The sequence below is a fragment of the Lentzea kristufekii genome, assembly GCF_033949925.1.
GTDB classification, from domain to species: domain Bacteria; phylum Actinomycetota; class Actinomycetes; order Mycobacteriales; family Pseudonocardiaceae; genus Lentzea; species Lentzea kristufekii.
The window spans coordinates 125,848-141,811 of the sequence record NZ_JAXAVV010000023.1; the positions used below are offsets into that span (position 1 = coordinate 125,848).

The window sequence follows — 15,964 nt, forward strand, 5'->3', positions numbered from 1 at the left end:
CCGGGAGTGCATGAGCGGACTGCAGGACGAGCTGCTGCGGACGTTGGTCAAAGTCGCCAACGCGTTACGTGGCGCGGAGATTCCCTTCGCGCTGACAGGCGGTTGTGCGGGATATGCGCGCGGAGGGCCGGCGAGCGAACACGACGTCGATCTTCTCGTGCGCCCGGAGGACGCCACGGAGGCCGTGCGCGTGCTGGTGAAGCGCGGACTTCGCGCTGCCGAGCCGCCGGAGGACTGGCTGCTCAAGGTCTACGACGGTGACTCGTTGGTGGACCTGCTGTTCCGGCCGAACGAGCGCATCGTCACCGACGAGATCCTCGCGATGGCCGAGGAGATGCCGGTCGGCTCGGTGATGCTGCCGGTGATGCCGGCGACGTTCGTGCTGAGCAGCAAGCTGCTGGTGCTGGACGGGCATCGCTGTGACTTCAGCGAGTTGCTGCCGTTCGCCCGCGCGCTGCGAGAACAGATCGATTGGGAGCAGGTGCGCGAGGAGACCAAGGAGTCGCCTTACGCCGAAGCGTTCCTGATGCTCATCGAACGCCTCGACATCATCGGGAGAAGCCATGAGTTCCGAGCAGTACCTAGCGGCAAATCTGCGTAGGGCGGTGGCCGAGGACCCTCGGACCGCCGAACTCGGCGTGCGCGTCACCGTGCGTGGCGATCACGTGATGCTCTCCGGCGACGTGGCCTGCGCCGAACGCAGGACAGCACTGGAGGAGGTCCTGCACGAGGCCGCCCCCGAGCTGACGATCTTCAACGACGTGCGCGTGACACCTGCGGGCGAACCGGAGGGTGAGGAGGACCTGCGATGATCCGAGTCGCTGCGGTCGGGGACATCCACCTCGGCGAGGACATGCGCGGGCACCTCCGGCCGGCGTTGGAGAAGGTCGGCGAGCACGCGGACGTCCTGCTGCTGGCCGGTGACCTGACCCGGCACGGCACGGTCGTCGAGGCCGAGGTGGTCGCGGACGAGTTCGCGGACCTGCCGGTGCCCGTGGTGGCCGTGCTGGGCAACCACGACCACCAGGACGACAAGCCCCTCGAAGTCACCAAGACGCTGCAGGACAAGGGCATCCACGTGCTGGAGGGCACGACGTTCACCCACCGGGTCAACGGCTGCTCGATCGGCATCGCGGGTGTGAAGGGGTTCGGCGGCGGGTTCGCGGGCAAGTGCGGGAGCGCGTTCGGCGAGCGCGAGATGAAGGCGTTCATCCAGCACACCTGCGACATCGCGGAAACCCTCGAGCAGGCACTGTCCGAACTGGACACCGACATCAAGGTCGCGCTGACGCACTACGCGCCCGTGCCGGACACGTTGCGCGGCGAACCGCCGGAGATCTACCCGTTCCTCGGCTCGTACCTGCTCGGCGAGGCCATCGACGCGACGGGCACGCATCTCGCCGTGCACGGCCACGCGCACTTCGGCACCGAGCACGGCATGACGCCGGGCGGGGTGCGGGTCCGCAACGTCGCGCAGCCGATCATCCGGTCCGCCTACACGGTCTACGTGCTGGAGGGGAACGCTATATGACCGTCGGGGACTTCATCGTCCAGCGCCTGCGCGACTGGGGTGTGAAGCAGGTGTTCGCTTACCCCGGCGACGGCATCAACGGGATCGTGGCGGCGTTCGGCAAGGCGGACGACGACCCGAGGTTCATCCAGACCCGCCACGAGGAGATGGCCGCGTTCGCCGCGGTCGGCTTCGCGAAGTTCAGCGGCGACGTCGGCGTGTGCCTCGCCACCAGCGGTCCCGGCGCGATCCACCTGCTCAACGGCCTGTACGACGCGAAGCTCGACCACGTGCCGGTCGTCGCGATCGTCGGCCAGACCGCCCGCACCGCTCAGGGCGGTAGCTACCAGCAGGAAGTCGACCTGCACTCGCTGTTCCGCGACGTGGCCTCGTACCTGGTCGACGTGACGGTGCCCGAGCAGCTGCCGAACGCGCTGGACCGGGCGATGCGCACGGCCGCCGCCGACCGCGCGCCGGCCGTGCTGATCATCCCGAACGACGTGCAGGAGCAGGAGTACGCGGCTCCGAAGCACGAGTTCAAGTACATCCCGTCGAGCCCGCCGTCCCGCCCGGTGTCGTCCGTCGTGCCCGCGCTCGACGACGTGCGGCGTGCAGCCGAGGTGCTCAACAGCGGCGAGAAGGTCGCGATCCTGATCGGCCAGGGTGCCCGTGACGCCGCCGAGGAGGTGCGCGCGGTCGCCGACCTGCTCGGCGCGGGCGTCGCGAAGGCGTTGCTGGGCAAGGACGTGCTGCCGGACGACCTGCCGTACGTCACGGGGTCGATCGGACTGCTCGGCACCAGGCCGTCCTACGAGATGATGCGGGACTGCGACCGGTTGCTGATCGTCGGATCGAACTTCCCGTATTCGCAGTTCCTGCCGCAGTACGGCAAAGCGCGCGGTGTGCAGATCGACGTCGACGGCCGCGCGATCGGCATGCGCTACCCGACCGAGGTCAACCTCGTCGGCGACGCGCGGGAGACGTTGCGCGCGCTGATCCCGTTGCTGGAGAACAAGACCGACCGCTCCTGGCGAGAGACGATCGAGGCGAACGTCGAGCGCTGGTGGGACGTCGTCGAACGGCAGGCGCAGGTGCCTGCCGATCCCGTCAACCCGATGCGGATCGTCTCCGAGCTCTCGAAACGCCTGCCGCACAACGCGATCGTCACGGCGGACTCGGGTTCCGCGACGAACTGGTACGCGCGGCTGCTCAAGATCCGCGGCAACGTGCGGTCCTCGCTGTCCGGCACGCTCGCCACCATGGGCTGCGCCGTCCCGTACGTGTTGGGTGCCGCTTTCGCACAGCCGAACAGGCCGTTGATCGCGTTGGTCGGCGACGGCGCGATGCAGATGAACGGCATGGCCGAGTTGCTGACGCTGCGGAGATACGGCATCCGTTGCGTCGTGTGCGTGTTCCACAACAACGACCTCAACCAGGTCACGTGGGAGCTGCGCGCGATGGGCGGCGCCCCGAAGTTCGAGGAGTCGCAGAAGCTCCCGGACATCTCGTACGCCGCCTTCGCCCGGTCGATCGGCCTGCAGGGCATCGAGATCAACGACCCCGCGCAGCTCGGCACGGCGTGGGAGACGGCGCTCGCGTTCGACGGCTCGACCGTCCTCGACGTGCGCTGCGATCCGAACGTGCCGCCGATCCCGCCCCACGCGACGTTCGAGCAGATCAAGGACATGACCGAGGCGGTGCTGCGTGGCGACCCGGACGCCTGGGCGCTGATGACGCGCGGCCTCAAGACAAAGATCCAGGAGTTGCTGCCGTGAAACTGGGCTATTTCCTCTCTTCAGAAGAACACGGACCGCGCGAGCTGGTCAGGAACGCGAAGATGGCCGAGGACCACGGCTTCGAGTCGCTGTGGATCTCGGACCACTACCACCCGTGGAACGACGAGCAGGGCCAGTCACCGTTCGTCTGGGGCACGATCGGCGCGCTGTCCGAGACCGTGACGCTGCCGATCACCACGGCCGTGACCTGCCCGACCGTGCGCATCCACCCGGCCGTCATCGCGCAGGCCGCCGCCACCGCGGCCGTCCAGACGCAGGGCCGCTTCGTGCTCGGCGTCGGCAGCGGCGAGGCCCTGAACGAGCACGTGCTGGGCGACCGCTGGCCGTCCGCCGACGTGCGGCTCGAGATGCTGGAGGAGGCGATCGGCCTCATCCGCACGCTGCACCAGGGCGACGAGGTCACCCACCACGGCAAGCACTACACCGTCGAGAACGCCCGCATCTACACCGTGCCCGAACGCCCGGTGCCGATCTACGTCTCGGCGTTCGGCCCGAAGGCGGTCCGGCTCGCGGCCCGCTGCGGCGACGGCTACGTCAGCGTCGGCCCGGCCGGCGACCTGGTCGAGAAGTACCGCGCCGAGGGCGGCCGCGGCCCGGCGCAGAGCGGGCTGAAGGTCTGCTACGCGGCGTCCGAGGAGGACGCGGTGGCGACGGCACACCGGTTGTGGCCGAACGACGGCCTGCCCGGCGAGCTGGCCCAGGTGCTGCCGACGCCCAAGCACTTCGAGCAGGCGTCGGAGCTGGTCACGCCCGAGATGATCGGTTCGGCGATTCCCTGCGGCCCCGATCCGGAGAAGTACGCGGAGAAGGTGAAGGAGTTCGCCGAGGCAGGATTCGACGAGCTCCACGTGCAGCAGATCGGACCCCAGCAGCAGGAGTTCTTCGAGTTCTGGGCGAAGGAAGTCGTGCCGCTGATCGATGTTTGATGCTTTAGGCGCAGGGCACCCGGTCCTATGAGGAGATTCCTGCGCGAGCACAGCCTGACGCTCGTCTTCGGCGGGTTGTTCCTCGCGGCGCTGGTCGGCCAGTTCTTCGCGGGCCAGGCCGACTACAACGAGCGTCAGGCTGCATTGGGTCAGCCGTTGCTGACGTTGGGTTCGTACCTGTTCTCCGCCGACTTCCTCGTCGACGTCGTGGAGAACTGGCAGTCCGAGTACCTGCAGTTCTTCCTGTACGTCACCGCCACGGTCTGGCTCATCCAGCGCGGCTCCACCGAGTCGAAGCCCGCGGAGAAGGCCGGCCACGAGACCGACGAGGAACAGCAGGTCGGCGCCTACGTGAAGAAGGACTCGCCGAAGTGGGCGAAGGCCGGCGGCTGGCGCACCGCCTTCTACTCGAAGTCGCTCGGGCTGGCGATGCTGGTGCTGTTCCTGATCTCGTGGTCGTTGCAGTGGGTGGCGGGCTGGTACGCCAACAACTCCGACCCGCTGGCCGAGAAGATGGGGCTGTTCCAGTACTTCCTGAGCGCCGACTTCTGGAACCGGTCGCTGCAGAACTGGCAGTCGGAGTTCCTCGCGATCGCGTCGATGGCGATCCTGAGCGTCTACCTCCGCCACCGCGGCTCGCCCGAGTCGAAGCCGGTCGGTGCACCTCACTCGGTGAGCGACAGGTCGGGCTGATGACGAAAGCGCGGCGGGACAGTCGTCCCACCGCGCTTTCCAAGGCAGCGCGACCACCTTCTCGGGTCGTCGCCGCCAAGCGCGGTGACCACAATCTCCACCGGCTGCTTCGGGCACCCAGTAGGGCGCCTCACGACACCGCCCCCGCACCCCCATATGGTCCGATATGAGGGTGCGGGGGCGGCGCCGCGATGCGCCCGCCTGGCCGCTCGAAGCAACCGGCGGAGGTTGGTGATCACCGCGCTTTAAGCGAGGATCTCGCCGACCGTGCCGGCACCCACGGTCTTGCCGCCCTCGCGGATCGCGAAGCCCAGCCCGGTGTCCATCGCCACCGCCTTGCCCAGCTCCACCGTGACCTCGACGGTGTCACCTGGCAGGGCCAGCGTCCTGTCGAGCTCCACCACGCCGACGACGTCGCCGGTGCGGAAGTGGAACTGCGGGCGGTAGTTCGACGCGATCCCCGTGTGCCTGCCGCCCTCGGCGTGCGAGAGCAGGTACACGGACGCGCGGAACCGGGTGTGCGGCGCGACGCTGCCCGGCAGGGCCAGGACCTGGCCGCGCCGGACGTCACCGCGCTTCACCCCGCGCAGCAGGATCGCGGCGTTGTCTCCCGCCCGTGCCTGCTGCATGGGCTTGCCGAACGTCTCGATGCCGGTGGCCACGGACGACACGGAGTCGCCCAGGCCGAGCACCTCGACCGCGTCGCCGAGGCCGAGCACGCCGCGCTCGACCGCGCCGGTCACGACGGTCCCGCGGCCGGTGATGGTCAGGACGTTCTCGATCGGCATCAGGAACGGCCCGGTGACGTCCCGCTCGGGCACCGGCACGTGCGAGTCCACGGCGTCGAGCAACGACACCACCGACCGCACCCACTCCGGGTCGCCCTGCAGCGCGCGCAGGCCGGAGACCCGCACCACCGGGGTGGCGTCGCCGTCGAAGCCGTACTGCGAGAGCAGGTCGCGGATCTCCAGCTCCACCAGGTCGAGCAGCTCCGTGTCGCTCACCGCGTCGGCCTTGTTCAGCGCCACCACCACGTACGGCACGCCCACACGATGCGCCAGCACCACGTGTTCACGCGTCTGCGGCATCGTGCCGTCCTCCGCGGACACCACGAGGATCGCACCGTCCAGCTGCGCCGCCCCCGTGATCATGTTCTTCACGTAGTCGGCGTGGCCGGGCATGTCGACGTGCGCGTAGTGACGCGTGGGCGTCTCGTACTCGACGTGCGCGATGTTGATCGTGATGCCGCGGGCCAGCTCCTCGGGCGCCCGGTCGATCCGGTCGAACGCCGTGAAGGTGGTGCCCGACGGGTCCATTTCGGACAGAACCTTGGTGATGGCCGCGGTCAGCGTGGTCTTCCCCACTCTTGTACTTAGGGTCCAATGCCATGTTGATAAATGATCCCGGTCATCGGCCGAGTATGATTGCGAATGCCGTTGTCGCGCAACGGGTTTTGAAGGTTCACGTCGCTGGAGAGTCTGGGGGCTGGCTGTGACGCGAGGATCGAACAAGCGTGTTTCCCAAGCGGCTAGGGGTGAACTGCCACCCCTTCGCGGCATCATCTACGCCCGCGCGTCCCAGGACCGCAAGGGCCGTTCCATCTCCGTCGCTTCGCAGGTGACGGCGGGACGGCGCTTCTTCAAGAAGCACAACATCGTGGTTGTGGCCGTCCTCGTGGACAACGACCTTTCGGCCTCTCGGTACGCGAAGCACGAGCGGCAGGACTACAAGGAAGCCCTGCGTCTGCTGGTGACGGGTGACGCCAAGCTGTTGTGGACGTGGGAGAACTCGCGCGCCACCCGTGAGCTGGATACGTTCGTGGAGTTGCGCAGCATCCTGATCAAGGTCGGCGGCTACTGGGCTTACGACGACCGCATCTACGACATGAACGATCCCGACGATCGGATCGACACCGCAGAGGACGCTGTCGACTCCGAGCGGGAGTCGGAGAAGCTGCGGAAGCGCGTCCGTCGAGGAGTGGAGACCCGCGCCTACGCGGGTGATCCTCACGGTCCGAAGTGGTGGGGGCACAACCGTGTCTTTGACAGGACCGGAGTCGTCACGGTCGAGATCGATCCGGTTACCGGTCCGTTGGCTGCCGAGCTGGTGCGTCGTTTGCTCGGTGGTGAGAACGAAACGGTGATCGCCAACGACTTTAACCGTCGAGAGATCCCGTGTATGCACGAGAAGAAGTGGACGGCGTTCCACACCAGGAAACTGTACGACCTTGCTCGTGATCCGTTGAGTTGGGCGAAACTGACGGCGCAGCTCGACGCCGACCAGATGGAGTCCGCCGTGACTGCTCTGCTGTGGCTCAATGAGAGGGAGAGCCCATCCGTTGTTGCCAGGCGCCTCAACCAGGACGAGGCGGCACACGTGTTCCCCGGTGTGTGGACGAATGCAAAGGTCCGCAGCATCGCGTTGAACCCGTCACTGGCAGGACTTCGAGTGCACCAGGGCGAGATCATCGGTAAGGGCAACTGGAAGGGCGTGATCAAGCCGAGCGAGCATCACCGCGTCAAGGCCAAGCTGAACGACCCGGCGAGGAACACGCGGAAGGACGGCGATCGGATCAAGCATCTGTTGTCCGGGATTCTGTTGTGTGGGCAGTGCGAAGGTGGCACGACTGCCATCGAGACGGGGCACCGGAACGCTTATCGGTGCAAGAGGAACCATGCTTCGAGGGCTAAGCCGAAGACGGACGCCTTCGTCGTCGAGGCGGTGCTGAGTCGCCTTGAGCGTCCGGACGCCATTGAACTGTTCCGCACCCACACCGATGCGGAGGACGAGTTGCAGAAGGCAGTTGAGGCCGCGCAGGAGCTACGGGCCAGGCTGGACGGGTTCACCGACAAGGCCGCCGAGGGAGCGCTGTCGCCCGAGCGTCTCGCGAGGATCGAGAGCAAGCTGGTTCCGCAGATCGAGGCGGCGGAGCAGCGTGCGCGTCAGATCGGGGTTGCTCCTTTGCTCAACGACATCATCGGACCCAACGCCCGCAAGGCGTGGACGAAATTGACGCTGGTTCAGAAGCGCGAGGTGCTGCGAGCGATCGTGCGGCCTCGCCTGCTCCCAACTGAATCTCGCGGCCGGGCCGCCTTCGACCCGAACGCGATCGAAGTGACCTGGTTGCCTTTCCATCCCAGGGCTACTGAGCTGTCCAAGGCGAGCTGACGAAGAGTCCGGCCCCGGCGAACGCCGGGGCCGGACCTTGTCATGCGGCTGCCTGTTCCGCAGCGAGCTGACGCAACACGGGGCCAAAGATGGCGCCCAACACGTCGCGCTGGTGCCCTGTGAGGGGTGGTGCGGCTTGGGCTGCTGCTCGCGCAGCCGCGAGTTCGTCAGGCGTCAACACAGACGTGGGGTCATCCATCACGAGTTCTCCAAACCGGATCGAGCGCTGCTGAGTTCGGCTAGTCGAGTTCGAGCGGGTGCAGGGGTCGGCCGGCGTCGTCGCGCGGGTCAAAGGTCGGGGTGACCTTGCGTTCTCCGGCGAGCGCGACGCCGAACGCGCCGAGTAGCGCCAAGGCGGCGGTGACGAGTCCGTTGATGCCGTCGGCCTGGCCGGTGGTGAGCAGGCCGGAGCCGACCAGCCAGGAGACCAGGGCGGTGACCAGGCCTACCCAGGTGGCGACGGTGCGCAGCGGGCGGGGACGGGGGTCGAGCAAGGGTGTTTCCTCCTGTGTGGGTTGGGTGTCGTCGTGGCGTTCGAGCCACAGCACGGCGGCCCGGCTGCCCTTGATCAGCAGCCAGACGACGAGGGCAAGGGAGATGACCCAATGGCCGCCGGGCGTGAGTCCGGCGGCCTGCGGGTCGGTGTTCACGGGCGGGTGAGCCAGTCGCCTGCCCGGATGTAGTTCGGGTTGGCGATGCCGTTGCGTGCGGCGATGGCCTGCACGCTGGTGCCCCAGCGGACGGCGAGCGCGGACAGCGTGTCTCCGGGCCGGATCTGGTAGCGCTCACCGCCGCCTGCGGCCGGAACACGGATGACCGCGCCTGCCTGGATGCGGTCGGGGTCGCCGATGCTGTTGACGCGGGCGAGTTCGCCCACACTGGTGCCGGTGCGGGCGGCGATGCCGGACAGCGTGTCGCCCCAGCGGATCGTGTAGTCGACCCAGTCGGACGGCGCGGACGGCGGCGAGGGCTGCGGTGCCGGGCCGGGTGCGGGTGCGCCGTCGAGGATCAGCGACCCGATCGACCAACCGGCCATCGTGACGTTGCGGTCGACCTTGCCGGGGAAGCCGTGGACGGTGCCCTCCTGCGAGTGCTGGTGCAGCGCGAGGCGGGGGTGGGCGAAGTCGACGCGGCCGGGGTCGCCGTTGTACTGCGCGCACCACAGCGCCACCGCGTCGTCGGCCCACTCGTTGGGGCGCAGGCGGCGGGTGAACCAGTGCTGGTTGGCGTAGATGAGGATCTGGCGGCGGCCGGAGCGCTCGCGGAACAGCCGGATGAACTCGGCGATGAATCCGTTGGGGTCGCCGAAGGTGTGGTGTTCCATGTCGAGCATCGGCCACAGCGACCCGGAGCCGAGCAGGCTGCGGGCGTTGAGCTGGGCGATGAAGTGGTTGACCTGGCCGGAGATGTCGCCGGGGTGGGCGTAGTGGTAGCCGCCGGTGGCGATGCCGACGCCGCGTGCGCCGTTGGCCTGCGCGGTGGCGGCTGGGTTGACGTAGCCGGTGGCTTCGGTGACCTTCACCGAGCAGAAGCTGATGTTGTGGCCGCGCACGGCGGGCCAGTCGATGGTGGTTCCCTGCCAGGAACTGATGTCGATTCCGTAGTCGGTCAAGAGTGCCTTTCCGTTGTGGGAAAACAGAAAGGCCGCCACCCGAGGCGGGTGGCGGCCTCTGGTGGCGTGAGTAGAAGCAGGGTTAGGTGTGGCGGCGCACGGCGGCGGCGATGTCCTCGGCCTGGCGGCGGCGGTCGCGCTCGCGGTCGAGCTCGTCTTCCAGTTCGGCGATGCGGTCTTCCAGCACGGACACGCGGTTGCGCAGGGCGGTCAGCGCGTCGGCGTGCGCGGTTTCACGTGCTGCCAGGGCTTTGAGGTATTCGGCGCGGTCTGATCGGTTGGCGGTCATGAGCCGGTGGTTGGCGGTGAGCAGGTAGCCCACGACGATCACGAGCGCTGCGGCCACGCCGAGCTGGGGCAGCAGGGACGGGTCCATGAACCTCCGTCTCGGGTGGTCAGGGAACCTGGATGCCTTCGCGTTGAAGTTGTGCGCGGGCGTCGGGGCTCAAGGGAAGATCTGGTGTCAGGCCCGCGTCGGCTGGTGGGCCGGGGCTGGTGGTGGCGCGCAGGGTGAGGACCTGGCGGACGCGGCCGGTGTGATCGCCGCTGGTCTTGTTGCCGACGATCCAGGCCGGGGTGGACAGTGCCGCGCCGACGTCGTCGACGACGCGGACGAGGTCGCCGAGCTGGAGCCGCGGGTCGGGCAGGATTTCGACGTCACCGAGGATCGGTAGCGGGCTGGCGGCGACGGCCAGGAGGTAGTCCGCGACGCGTCCGGCCGCGCTGGAGGTCTGAAGCCACGGGGTGGCGGGGACGATGTAGACCTGGGAGCCGTAGCGGTCTCGGCTGGTCTGGTCGGTGCGGCGGATCGAGAACCGTTGCGGGCTGCCGGATGCGAGTTTGATGGCGGCGATGGACACCGAGGGGGTACCGGTGTTGGTGGTGAGGAAGAGGTCGTTTCCGGTGCGGTTGCGGAAGGTGATGATCAGCTGGTCGCCGTCGCGTTCGGTGGTCGACTCCACCGCGCCGTGCACGCCTCCGAGGCCGTTGGACTGGTGGGAGAAGCGGACGCGGCTGGTGTTGGCCGGGACGTTGTTGACGTAGACGATCGGCGGCGGGCTGTCGTACTCGGAGCTGTCGTAGTCGTAGCGCAGCACGAGCGTGCCGAACGCGGGAACCCACTTCGGCTCGGTCTCGGTGAACCGCGTACTCGACGCGCCTGCGGTGTACACGGAGTAGGGGACGTCGATGACGTTGCGGACGCTGTCGATGGCCTCGGAGACGCGCAGCGAGGCGACCTCGCGCGCACTGGTCACGGTCGCCACGGGCGTGCCCGGTGAGGTGAAGCGGCTGTTGCTGCGCCACCGGAAGATCCCGAACTCGTCGAACTCGGCGGTGGCCTGCTCCGCCCGTGCGACGGCGGTGATCACCTCCCACGCGGAGCCTTGAACGGGTGGGATGGCGTTGAGCTGGGAGCCGACGTGGTCGAGTACCGCGCCGCGTTGCCAGGGCGGTTCCCAGTCGGCTTTGGTGTTGATGAACGTGTCCATGATGGACACCTGCACGGCCTCGACGGGCAGCCCGGCGACCAATTCCACGTAGTTGAGCTGGGTCGCGGGCATGGTCGGGAAGTTGCCCATGTCGATCGTGAGGAACGGGGCCGGGGCGTTGGGGCCGGACAAGAAGAACCGGCCGCGCGGGATGCCGCCGGTCTGGAATGCCCAGTAGACGCCGCAGTGCCACCGGCCCTTGGTCCGCAGCCTGCCGAGGGTCTGCGTGACGCTCGTGCCGTCGGTGCCGAGGGTGACGGAGTCGCCTGCGAAGTCGACGCTGAAGCGGACGTTGTTGGTCTGGGCGTCGGCTTGGAAGAACAGGTTCAGGCGGACGGTCGCGCCGACGCTGCCGAGGTTGGTGTTGTCCACCCAGAACTCGGCGAGCAACGGCTCACCGGGAACGGTGGTGCGGGTGCGCGGGTCCCAGCGTGCGGTGTACTGGCCCCAGCCGGGGAGTGGGGCGATCTCCCACGGGGCGAGGTCGCGCCGCCAGTCCAGCAGGTTGAGTACGTGATCGCGGTAGAAGCCGATGTTCGGGGCGAGGCCACCGTGCATCGAGGCGTAGAGGATGCAGCCGCGGCGCGGCGGCGGGCTGGTGTGGATGCCCGCGTTGCGCAGCAGGTGATCCACCACCCACACCCCGGACGCGATGGGCGTGGTGTTCGCGGACACGGCCGCGGGCAACCGTGCCGCGTCGCGGAGCCGTTCGGCGCCGTCGAGCGCGGACAGGTCCACCACTCCGGTTGCGCTGGTGGCGCTGCGGTCGCGGACCATGCCCCGAAAGCTCGGGAGCGCTTCGCCTGCGACGCCCCAGCCGTGCGTCACCGACTGGCGGGGCCGGGTGATGTCGCTCGTGCTGTGCGGGGCGTAGGGGCTGTAGAGCTGGGCGGCGGTCTTGCCGTCCGCGCCGGACAGCGTCATGCGCAGCTCGGCCGACGCGCTGCCGTTCGCGGCGCGCATCTGCTCGGGCAGGTCCGAGTCATAGGCGCGATCCAGGGTCCACGAGGTGACGTGGTCGGTGAGGTCGCGGCCGGCGAGCCGGGTGAGGCTGGTGTTGGTGCGTTCGGCGTCGGTCAGGGCGGCGGTGAGTGCGGGGCTAGCGGGGAGTACGGCGCACCTCCACGAGGTTCAGTGTGAGGTCGCGGTGCGGGGGCCGGGCTTTGTCGGTGTAGGCGGTGACGGTCATGGCGGGGCAGCCGTCGCCGAGCGTGCCGATCTCATCGGCGGTGACGGGGTCGCCCATGCGCAGTACCGCCGGGCCAACAGCCTTCGCGCCGGACCAGGCGCGCAGGATGAGCCGGGGCAGGACGAACACCGCACCTGCGGGCGGGACAGCGGTGAGGTTGGGGGCGGGTCCGGCCTCGCTGACGAACGACTGGTCAGCGGCCCAGAACGACAGGTGACAGCGTGCCTCGGGCAGCCCGGTGGCCATGTGGACGGGCAGCCCGGCGGCGACGGGCCAGCCGAACCAATGCGAGTGCTCGAAGTGCAACTGATCGCTGTCACGAGGGTTGGTGATGGTCATGACCCGGTCGGCACGTTCGACCAGCGAGCCCCATCCGGCCATCGTGTAGGCGGAGCGTGGTCCGTAGCCCTGCGACTGCCCGCCTTCCAGCAGGTTGCGTGACGCGGGGTCGATCACGGCCAGCGGGCCGGGACCGAAGACGTTGCGTGCCAACGCTTCGATCCACTGGGCTTCGCTCGGGGCCATCGCGGACCAGGACAGCGCGAGGCGGCGGGGTGGCGCGGCCAGGCGGGTGGTGGTGATCCCGCCCGACAGTGCCGCGAACTCCTCGACGCCCAGCCCGATGGACCGATCGAACTCTGTTGCCGCGTCCCGGACCTCATGCAGGCGTCCGAGCGGGCCGATCCACAACGAGCCCAACGGCGTCACCTCCGCGACAGTGCGTGCTGGCCCTCGGCGGTGGCGCGGGCGATCTCGGTCGCGCCGACCTGTACCACGACCGGCCGTGCGGCCAGGCGTTCGATCGCGTCGACCAGGGCAGCGAGGTCCGCCGTCTGCCGGTCGTCGCGGCCGGCCGTGGCAGCGGCCTGGGTGGCGAGTCGTTGCGTGGCAACGGGTCCGGTTTCGACGGCGAGTGTGGCGGCGGGGATGCGGTCGGTCAGCTCGGTCAGGTAGCGGCGCACGGCCGGTTCCTCGGCTTCGAAGCCGTCCACGAGGGAGCGCATGATGAGCACACCGTTGGCGCGCAACAGCTTCGCGTCCCGTTCGGGTGGTCCCTTCCAGTCGGGCAGCAGGTCTGTCAGCTCGCGCAGCTTCGCGCGGACGCTGCTGATCATGGACTCGATGCCGCGCAGGAATCCACGAATCAGGTTCTTGCCCGCTTCGAGCAGCAGGGAGCCGATGTTGCCGAAGCTGGACAGGATCTGTCCGGGCAGGCCGCCGAAGAAGCCCAGCAGCGACCGCACGCCGAGTTCCGCGCCGGAGGTGAGCAGCCGCCAGGCGGCCGAGGCGATGTCCTGCACGCCACGCCAGGCCCGCGACCAGTCACCGGACAGCAGCGCTAGCCCGGTGGTGATCACGCCTTGGATGAGCCCGAGGGCGCTGGAGATGATCTCCAGCGCGTTGCGGAAGACGGGCTTCACGCCGTCGTTGATGAACAGCTTCAACGCGGGAATGACGTACTCGACGAACAACGCTGCGAGCTTGAGCAGCGCGGCGTTCCACACGGTCATGATCGTCAGCGCCTGCGTGATCACGGGCACGAGCTCGCCGAGCAGAGGCAGCAGTTCGGGCAGCAGCTCGGAGACGATGCGCAGCAACAGCGGCGTCATCGGCAACAGGCCCTCGGACCAGAACTGCACCCACGCGGCGACGAGCGGCGGGATCAGTGGAACGAGGTTGCGCAGCGCGTCGGCGAGGATCTTGCCCAGCAGCGTGCCGGTTTCGATCAGCGACGGTGTAGCTGCCGACAGGTCGAGGGCGGTCACGAGCTGGCGGATGGACTCGACCAGCACGGGCAGGACGGGCCGGGCTTGCTCCCAGGCTGCCAGCAGGACATCTGAGAAGACCGTCGCCAGGATCGTGACCAGGGGTAGCGCTGCCTCGATGGCCTGGATGAACGCGCCGCCCAGCTCCGTGGCGATCGGGGTGAGCGCGCCGAGCAGCGCGGACAGCGCGGGCACGGCGGTGCGGAGCGCCTGGACGAGAAGGTGACCGACGGCGGAGATCAGCGGCTTGGCCGCGCGAGCGAGTTCGAGCAGGTCAGGGGTCAGTTCGCGGATGCCATCGGCGAGCGCGCCGCCCACGAGCTCCTGCACGAGCTCGCCGAAGACCGGGCCGAGCTCGGCGGCGATGCCCGAGACCGCGCCCAGGGCGGGAACGAGTACCGAGGCGAGCGCCTGCGCGGCGACCCCGGCGAGGGGTGCGAGCACGGCCAGGATCTCGGCGGCGGGTTTCGCGCCAGCGGCCAACGTCGTGAACGCGAGTCCGAGCGACGTTCCGAGCTGACCGACTGCGGGGATCGTGTCGGAGGCGAACGCACGGCCTACGGCCTCCAGTAGCGTGAGCAGGCCCGAGGCGGCATCGTGCAGGCCACCGAAGAACTGTTGCAGGGCAACGGTTCCTTCCGCCGAGCGGAGGAACGCGAGCATGGACCCGGTCAGGGCGGACAGGGTGGCGAACAGGCTTGCGCCGTGGGTGTTCGCGGCCCCGAAGATCGTGAACACGATCCGGGCCAGGTTCCCGATCGTGGTCACGAAGTCGCCGACCGCAGACAGCCCGGCGCTCATCCACTCGCGAAGCTGCCCGGTTTCCCGAGCCCGGCTCACGAAGTCGGCCAGACTCGTTGCGCCGTCAGCGAACCCGGACGCGAAGCCGGGCAGGAACTCGGAGCCGACCGCCGCCAGGTCACGGATGATCTGGAGCAGCGGCGCGGCCCCGCCGGACAGGGCGCGGACGGACTGGCCGGTCTGGTCGAGGATCAGCCGGACGTCGTCGACGGCGCGGCCGTCGCGGGCGAGCGTCGCGGCGTTGCGTGCAGCCTGGTTGAAGCCTCCGGCGATGTCGGCTAGGCCGCCACGCAGCACCGGAAGGTAGGTGCCGCCGAGCTGCTCGACCTCCTTCCCGAGCCCCTCGAACAACCTGGTTCGGATGCCGAGCTGGAGGCCGTCGAGTTGCGGCCGCAACGCCCGCACGGCGTCGGTGGTCTCGCGCATCGCGGGCGGGAAGTCCTTGACCGCCTTGGCGTAGTCCTCTGCGGACTCCGCGTCGAACGCCTCGGACAGACCCTCAACGCCAAGCTTGAGCGTGCGGACCGCGATCGCCGCGGCGATGCCCACGGCCGGGAGCACCAGCAGCGACCCCGACGCGGTGGCCGCTGCCGCGCCCAGGCCGCCCGTGAGGCTGATGGCCTGCGCCAGGGCAGCGGCGAACGCCCCGTACTTCAGGGTGGCCGCGCCGACGCTGGCGGTGTTGCCGACGATCGAGGCGGTGGTGCCGGTGAGTGCGCGGTCGAGCTGTCCGAGCCCGGCAAGGCTCGTGGTGAACGACTTGTCCAGGACCGCGCGAATCTGGATCGCCTTGCCGCTCTGCCGTTCGCGCAGTGCGTTGGCTTCGCGTTCGGCAGGCAGAGTGTCGAGCTGGGCGAGCAGCCGCATGGCGGTCCGGTCGCCCTGGGCGGCGAGCTGCTGGAGCTGCGCGCGGGCCAGCGCGGTCTGGATCTGCGCGCCGAGGGAGATGTCCGGTGCGCCGCGCTCTTCCTCGTTGATGGCCTTCTTCACGGCCGCGCCGAGGCCGACCAGGC

The 15,964-nt window shown here is 68.9% G+C and carries 13 protein-coding genes and 1 pseudogene; 7 read left to right on the forward strand and 7 right to left on the reverse strand.

Going from position 1 to position 15,964, the window contains the following annotated elements; all coding sequences use genetic code 11:
• Positions 1-10: 10 nt before the first annotated feature.
• The 6 genes from SK571_RS35905 to SK571_RS35930 are packed head-to-tail and all read left to right on the forward strand — an operon-like array spanning position 11 to position 4,925.
• Positions 11-601, forward strand: coding sequence for a nucleotidyltransferase family protein (locus SK571_RS35905; protein WP_319988555.1), 591 nt, complete (start codon positions 11-13; stop codon positions 599-601).
• Positions 602-605: 4 nt separating this feature from the next.
• Complete coding sequence (locus tag SK571_RS35910; RefSeq protein ID WP_319988556.1) at positions 606-812, forward strand: BON domain-containing protein; 207 nt, start codon at positions 606-608, stop codon at positions 810-812.
• Positions 809-1,531, forward strand: coding sequence for a metallophosphoesterase family protein (locus SK571_RS35915; RefSeq protein WP_319988557.1), 723 nt, complete (start codon positions 809-811; stop codon positions 1,529-1,531). Before SK571_RS35910 ends, SK571_RS35915 begins: the two co-directional genes overlap by 4 nt.
• A complete protein-coding gene (locus tag SK571_RS35920; RefSeq protein ID WP_319988558.1) occupies positions 1,528-3,285 on the forward strand; it encodes a thiamine pyrophosphate-requiring protein in 1,758 nt (585 codons plus the stop codon). The genes SK571_RS35915 and SK571_RS35920 overlap by 4 nt, the downstream gene beginning before the upstream one ends.
• Positions 3,282-4,232, forward strand: a complete 951-nt coding sequence (locus tag SK571_RS35925) for a TIGR03557 family F420-dependent LLM class oxidoreductase (RefSeq protein WP_319988559.1) — start codon at positions 3,282-3,284, stop codon at positions 4,230-4,232. Before SK571_RS35920 ends, SK571_RS35925 begins: the two co-directional genes overlap by 4 nt.
• Before the next feature lie 27 nt (positions 4,233-4,259).
• Positions 4,260-4,925: a DUF6766 family protein gene (locus SK571_RS35930; protein ID WP_319988560.1), complete on the forward strand. Its 666-nt coding sequence runs from the start codon at positions 4,260-4,262 to the stop codon at positions 4,923-4,925.
• Between the two features lie 245 nt (positions 4,926-5,170).
• On the opposite strand, the pseudogene tuf reads toward SK571_RS35930, so the two are convergent.
• Positions 5,171-6,286: pseudogene (gene tuf, locus SK571_RS35935) on the reverse strand (elongation factor Tu); the annotation flags it as partial.
• 130 nt (positions 6,287-6,416) lie between these two features.
• On the opposite strand from tuf, the gene SK571_RS35940 reads away from it, so the two are divergent.
• Complete coding sequence (locus SK571_RS35940) at positions 6,417-8,093, forward strand: recombinase family protein (RefSeq protein WP_319988561.1); 1,677 nt, start codon at positions 6,417-6,419, stop codon at positions 8,091-8,093.
• Between the two features lie 239 nt (positions 8,094-8,332).
• Here the strand turns inward: SK571_RS35940 and SK571_RS35945 are convergent, their stop codons facing one another.
• The 6 genes from SK571_RS35945 to SK571_RS35970 all read right to left on the reverse strand — a co-directional run bounded on the left by SK571_RS35945 (position 8,333) and on the right by SK571_RS35970 (position 15,941).
• Entirely contained in the window at positions 8,333-8,743 is a 411-nt protein-coding gene (locus tag SK571_RS35945; RefSeq protein ID WP_319988562.1) for a hypothetical protein, read from the reverse strand.
• Positions 8,740-9,705 (reverse strand): glycoside hydrolase family 25 protein, encoded by a 966-nt coding sequence (locus SK571_RS35950; protein ID WP_319988563.1) that lies wholly within the window; start codon positions 9,703-9,705, stop codon positions 8,740-8,742. The genes SK571_RS35945 and SK571_RS35950 overlap by 4 nt, the downstream gene beginning before the upstream one ends.
• An 82-nt stretch (positions 9,706-9,787) precedes the next feature.
• Positions 9,788-10,081 (reverse strand): hypothetical protein, encoded by a 294-nt coding sequence (locus tag SK571_RS35955; RefSeq protein ID WP_319988564.1) that lies wholly within the window; start codon positions 10,079-10,081, stop codon positions 9,788-9,790.
• Positions 10,082-10,100: 19 nt separating this feature from the next.
• A complete protein-coding gene (locus SK571_RS35960; protein WP_319988565.1) occupies positions 10,101-12,158 on the reverse strand; it encodes a hypothetical protein in 2,058 nt (685 codons plus the stop codon).
• 136 nt (positions 12,159-12,294) lie between these two features.
• Positions 12,295-13,092: a hypothetical protein gene (locus SK571_RS35965; RefSeq protein WP_319988566.1), complete on the reverse strand. Its 798-nt coding sequence runs from the start codon at positions 13,090-13,092 to the stop codon at positions 12,295-12,297.
• The gene (locus SK571_RS35970) at positions 13,089-15,941 is read right to left on the reverse strand and encodes a phage tail protein (RefSeq protein WP_319988567.1); all 2,853 of its coding nucleotides are present in this window, start codon (positions 15,939-15,941) and stop codon (positions 13,089-13,091) included. The genes SK571_RS35965 and SK571_RS35970 overlap by 4 nt, the downstream gene beginning before the upstream one ends.
• Positions 15,942-15,964: the final 23 nt, after the last annotated feature.

Coding starts and splice junctions, on each gene's coding strand:
- SK571_RS35960 (WP_319988565.1), bottom strand. CDS start 12,158: ATGCGCGCCGCGAACGGCAGCGCGTCGGCCGAGCTGCGCATGACGCTG.
- SK571_RS35930 (WP_319988560.1), top strand. CDS start 4,260: ATGAGGAGATTCCTGCGCGAGCACAGCCTGACGCTCGTCTTCGGCGGG.
- SK571_RS35905 (WP_319988555.1), top strand. CDS start 11: ATGAGCGGACTGCAGGACGAGCTGCTGCGGACGTTGGTCAAAGTCGCC.
- SK571_RS35955 (WP_319988564.1), bottom strand. CDS start 10,081: ATGGACCCGTCCCTGCTGCCCCAGCTCGGCGTGGCCGCAGCGCTCGTG.
- SK571_RS35915 (WP_319988557.1), top strand. CDS start 809: ATGATCCGAGTCGCTGCGGTCGGGGACATCCACCTCGGCGAGGACATG.
- SK571_RS35920 (WP_319988558.1), top strand. CDS start 1,528: ATGACCGTCGGGGACTTCATCGTCCAGCGCCTGCGCGACTGGGGTGTG.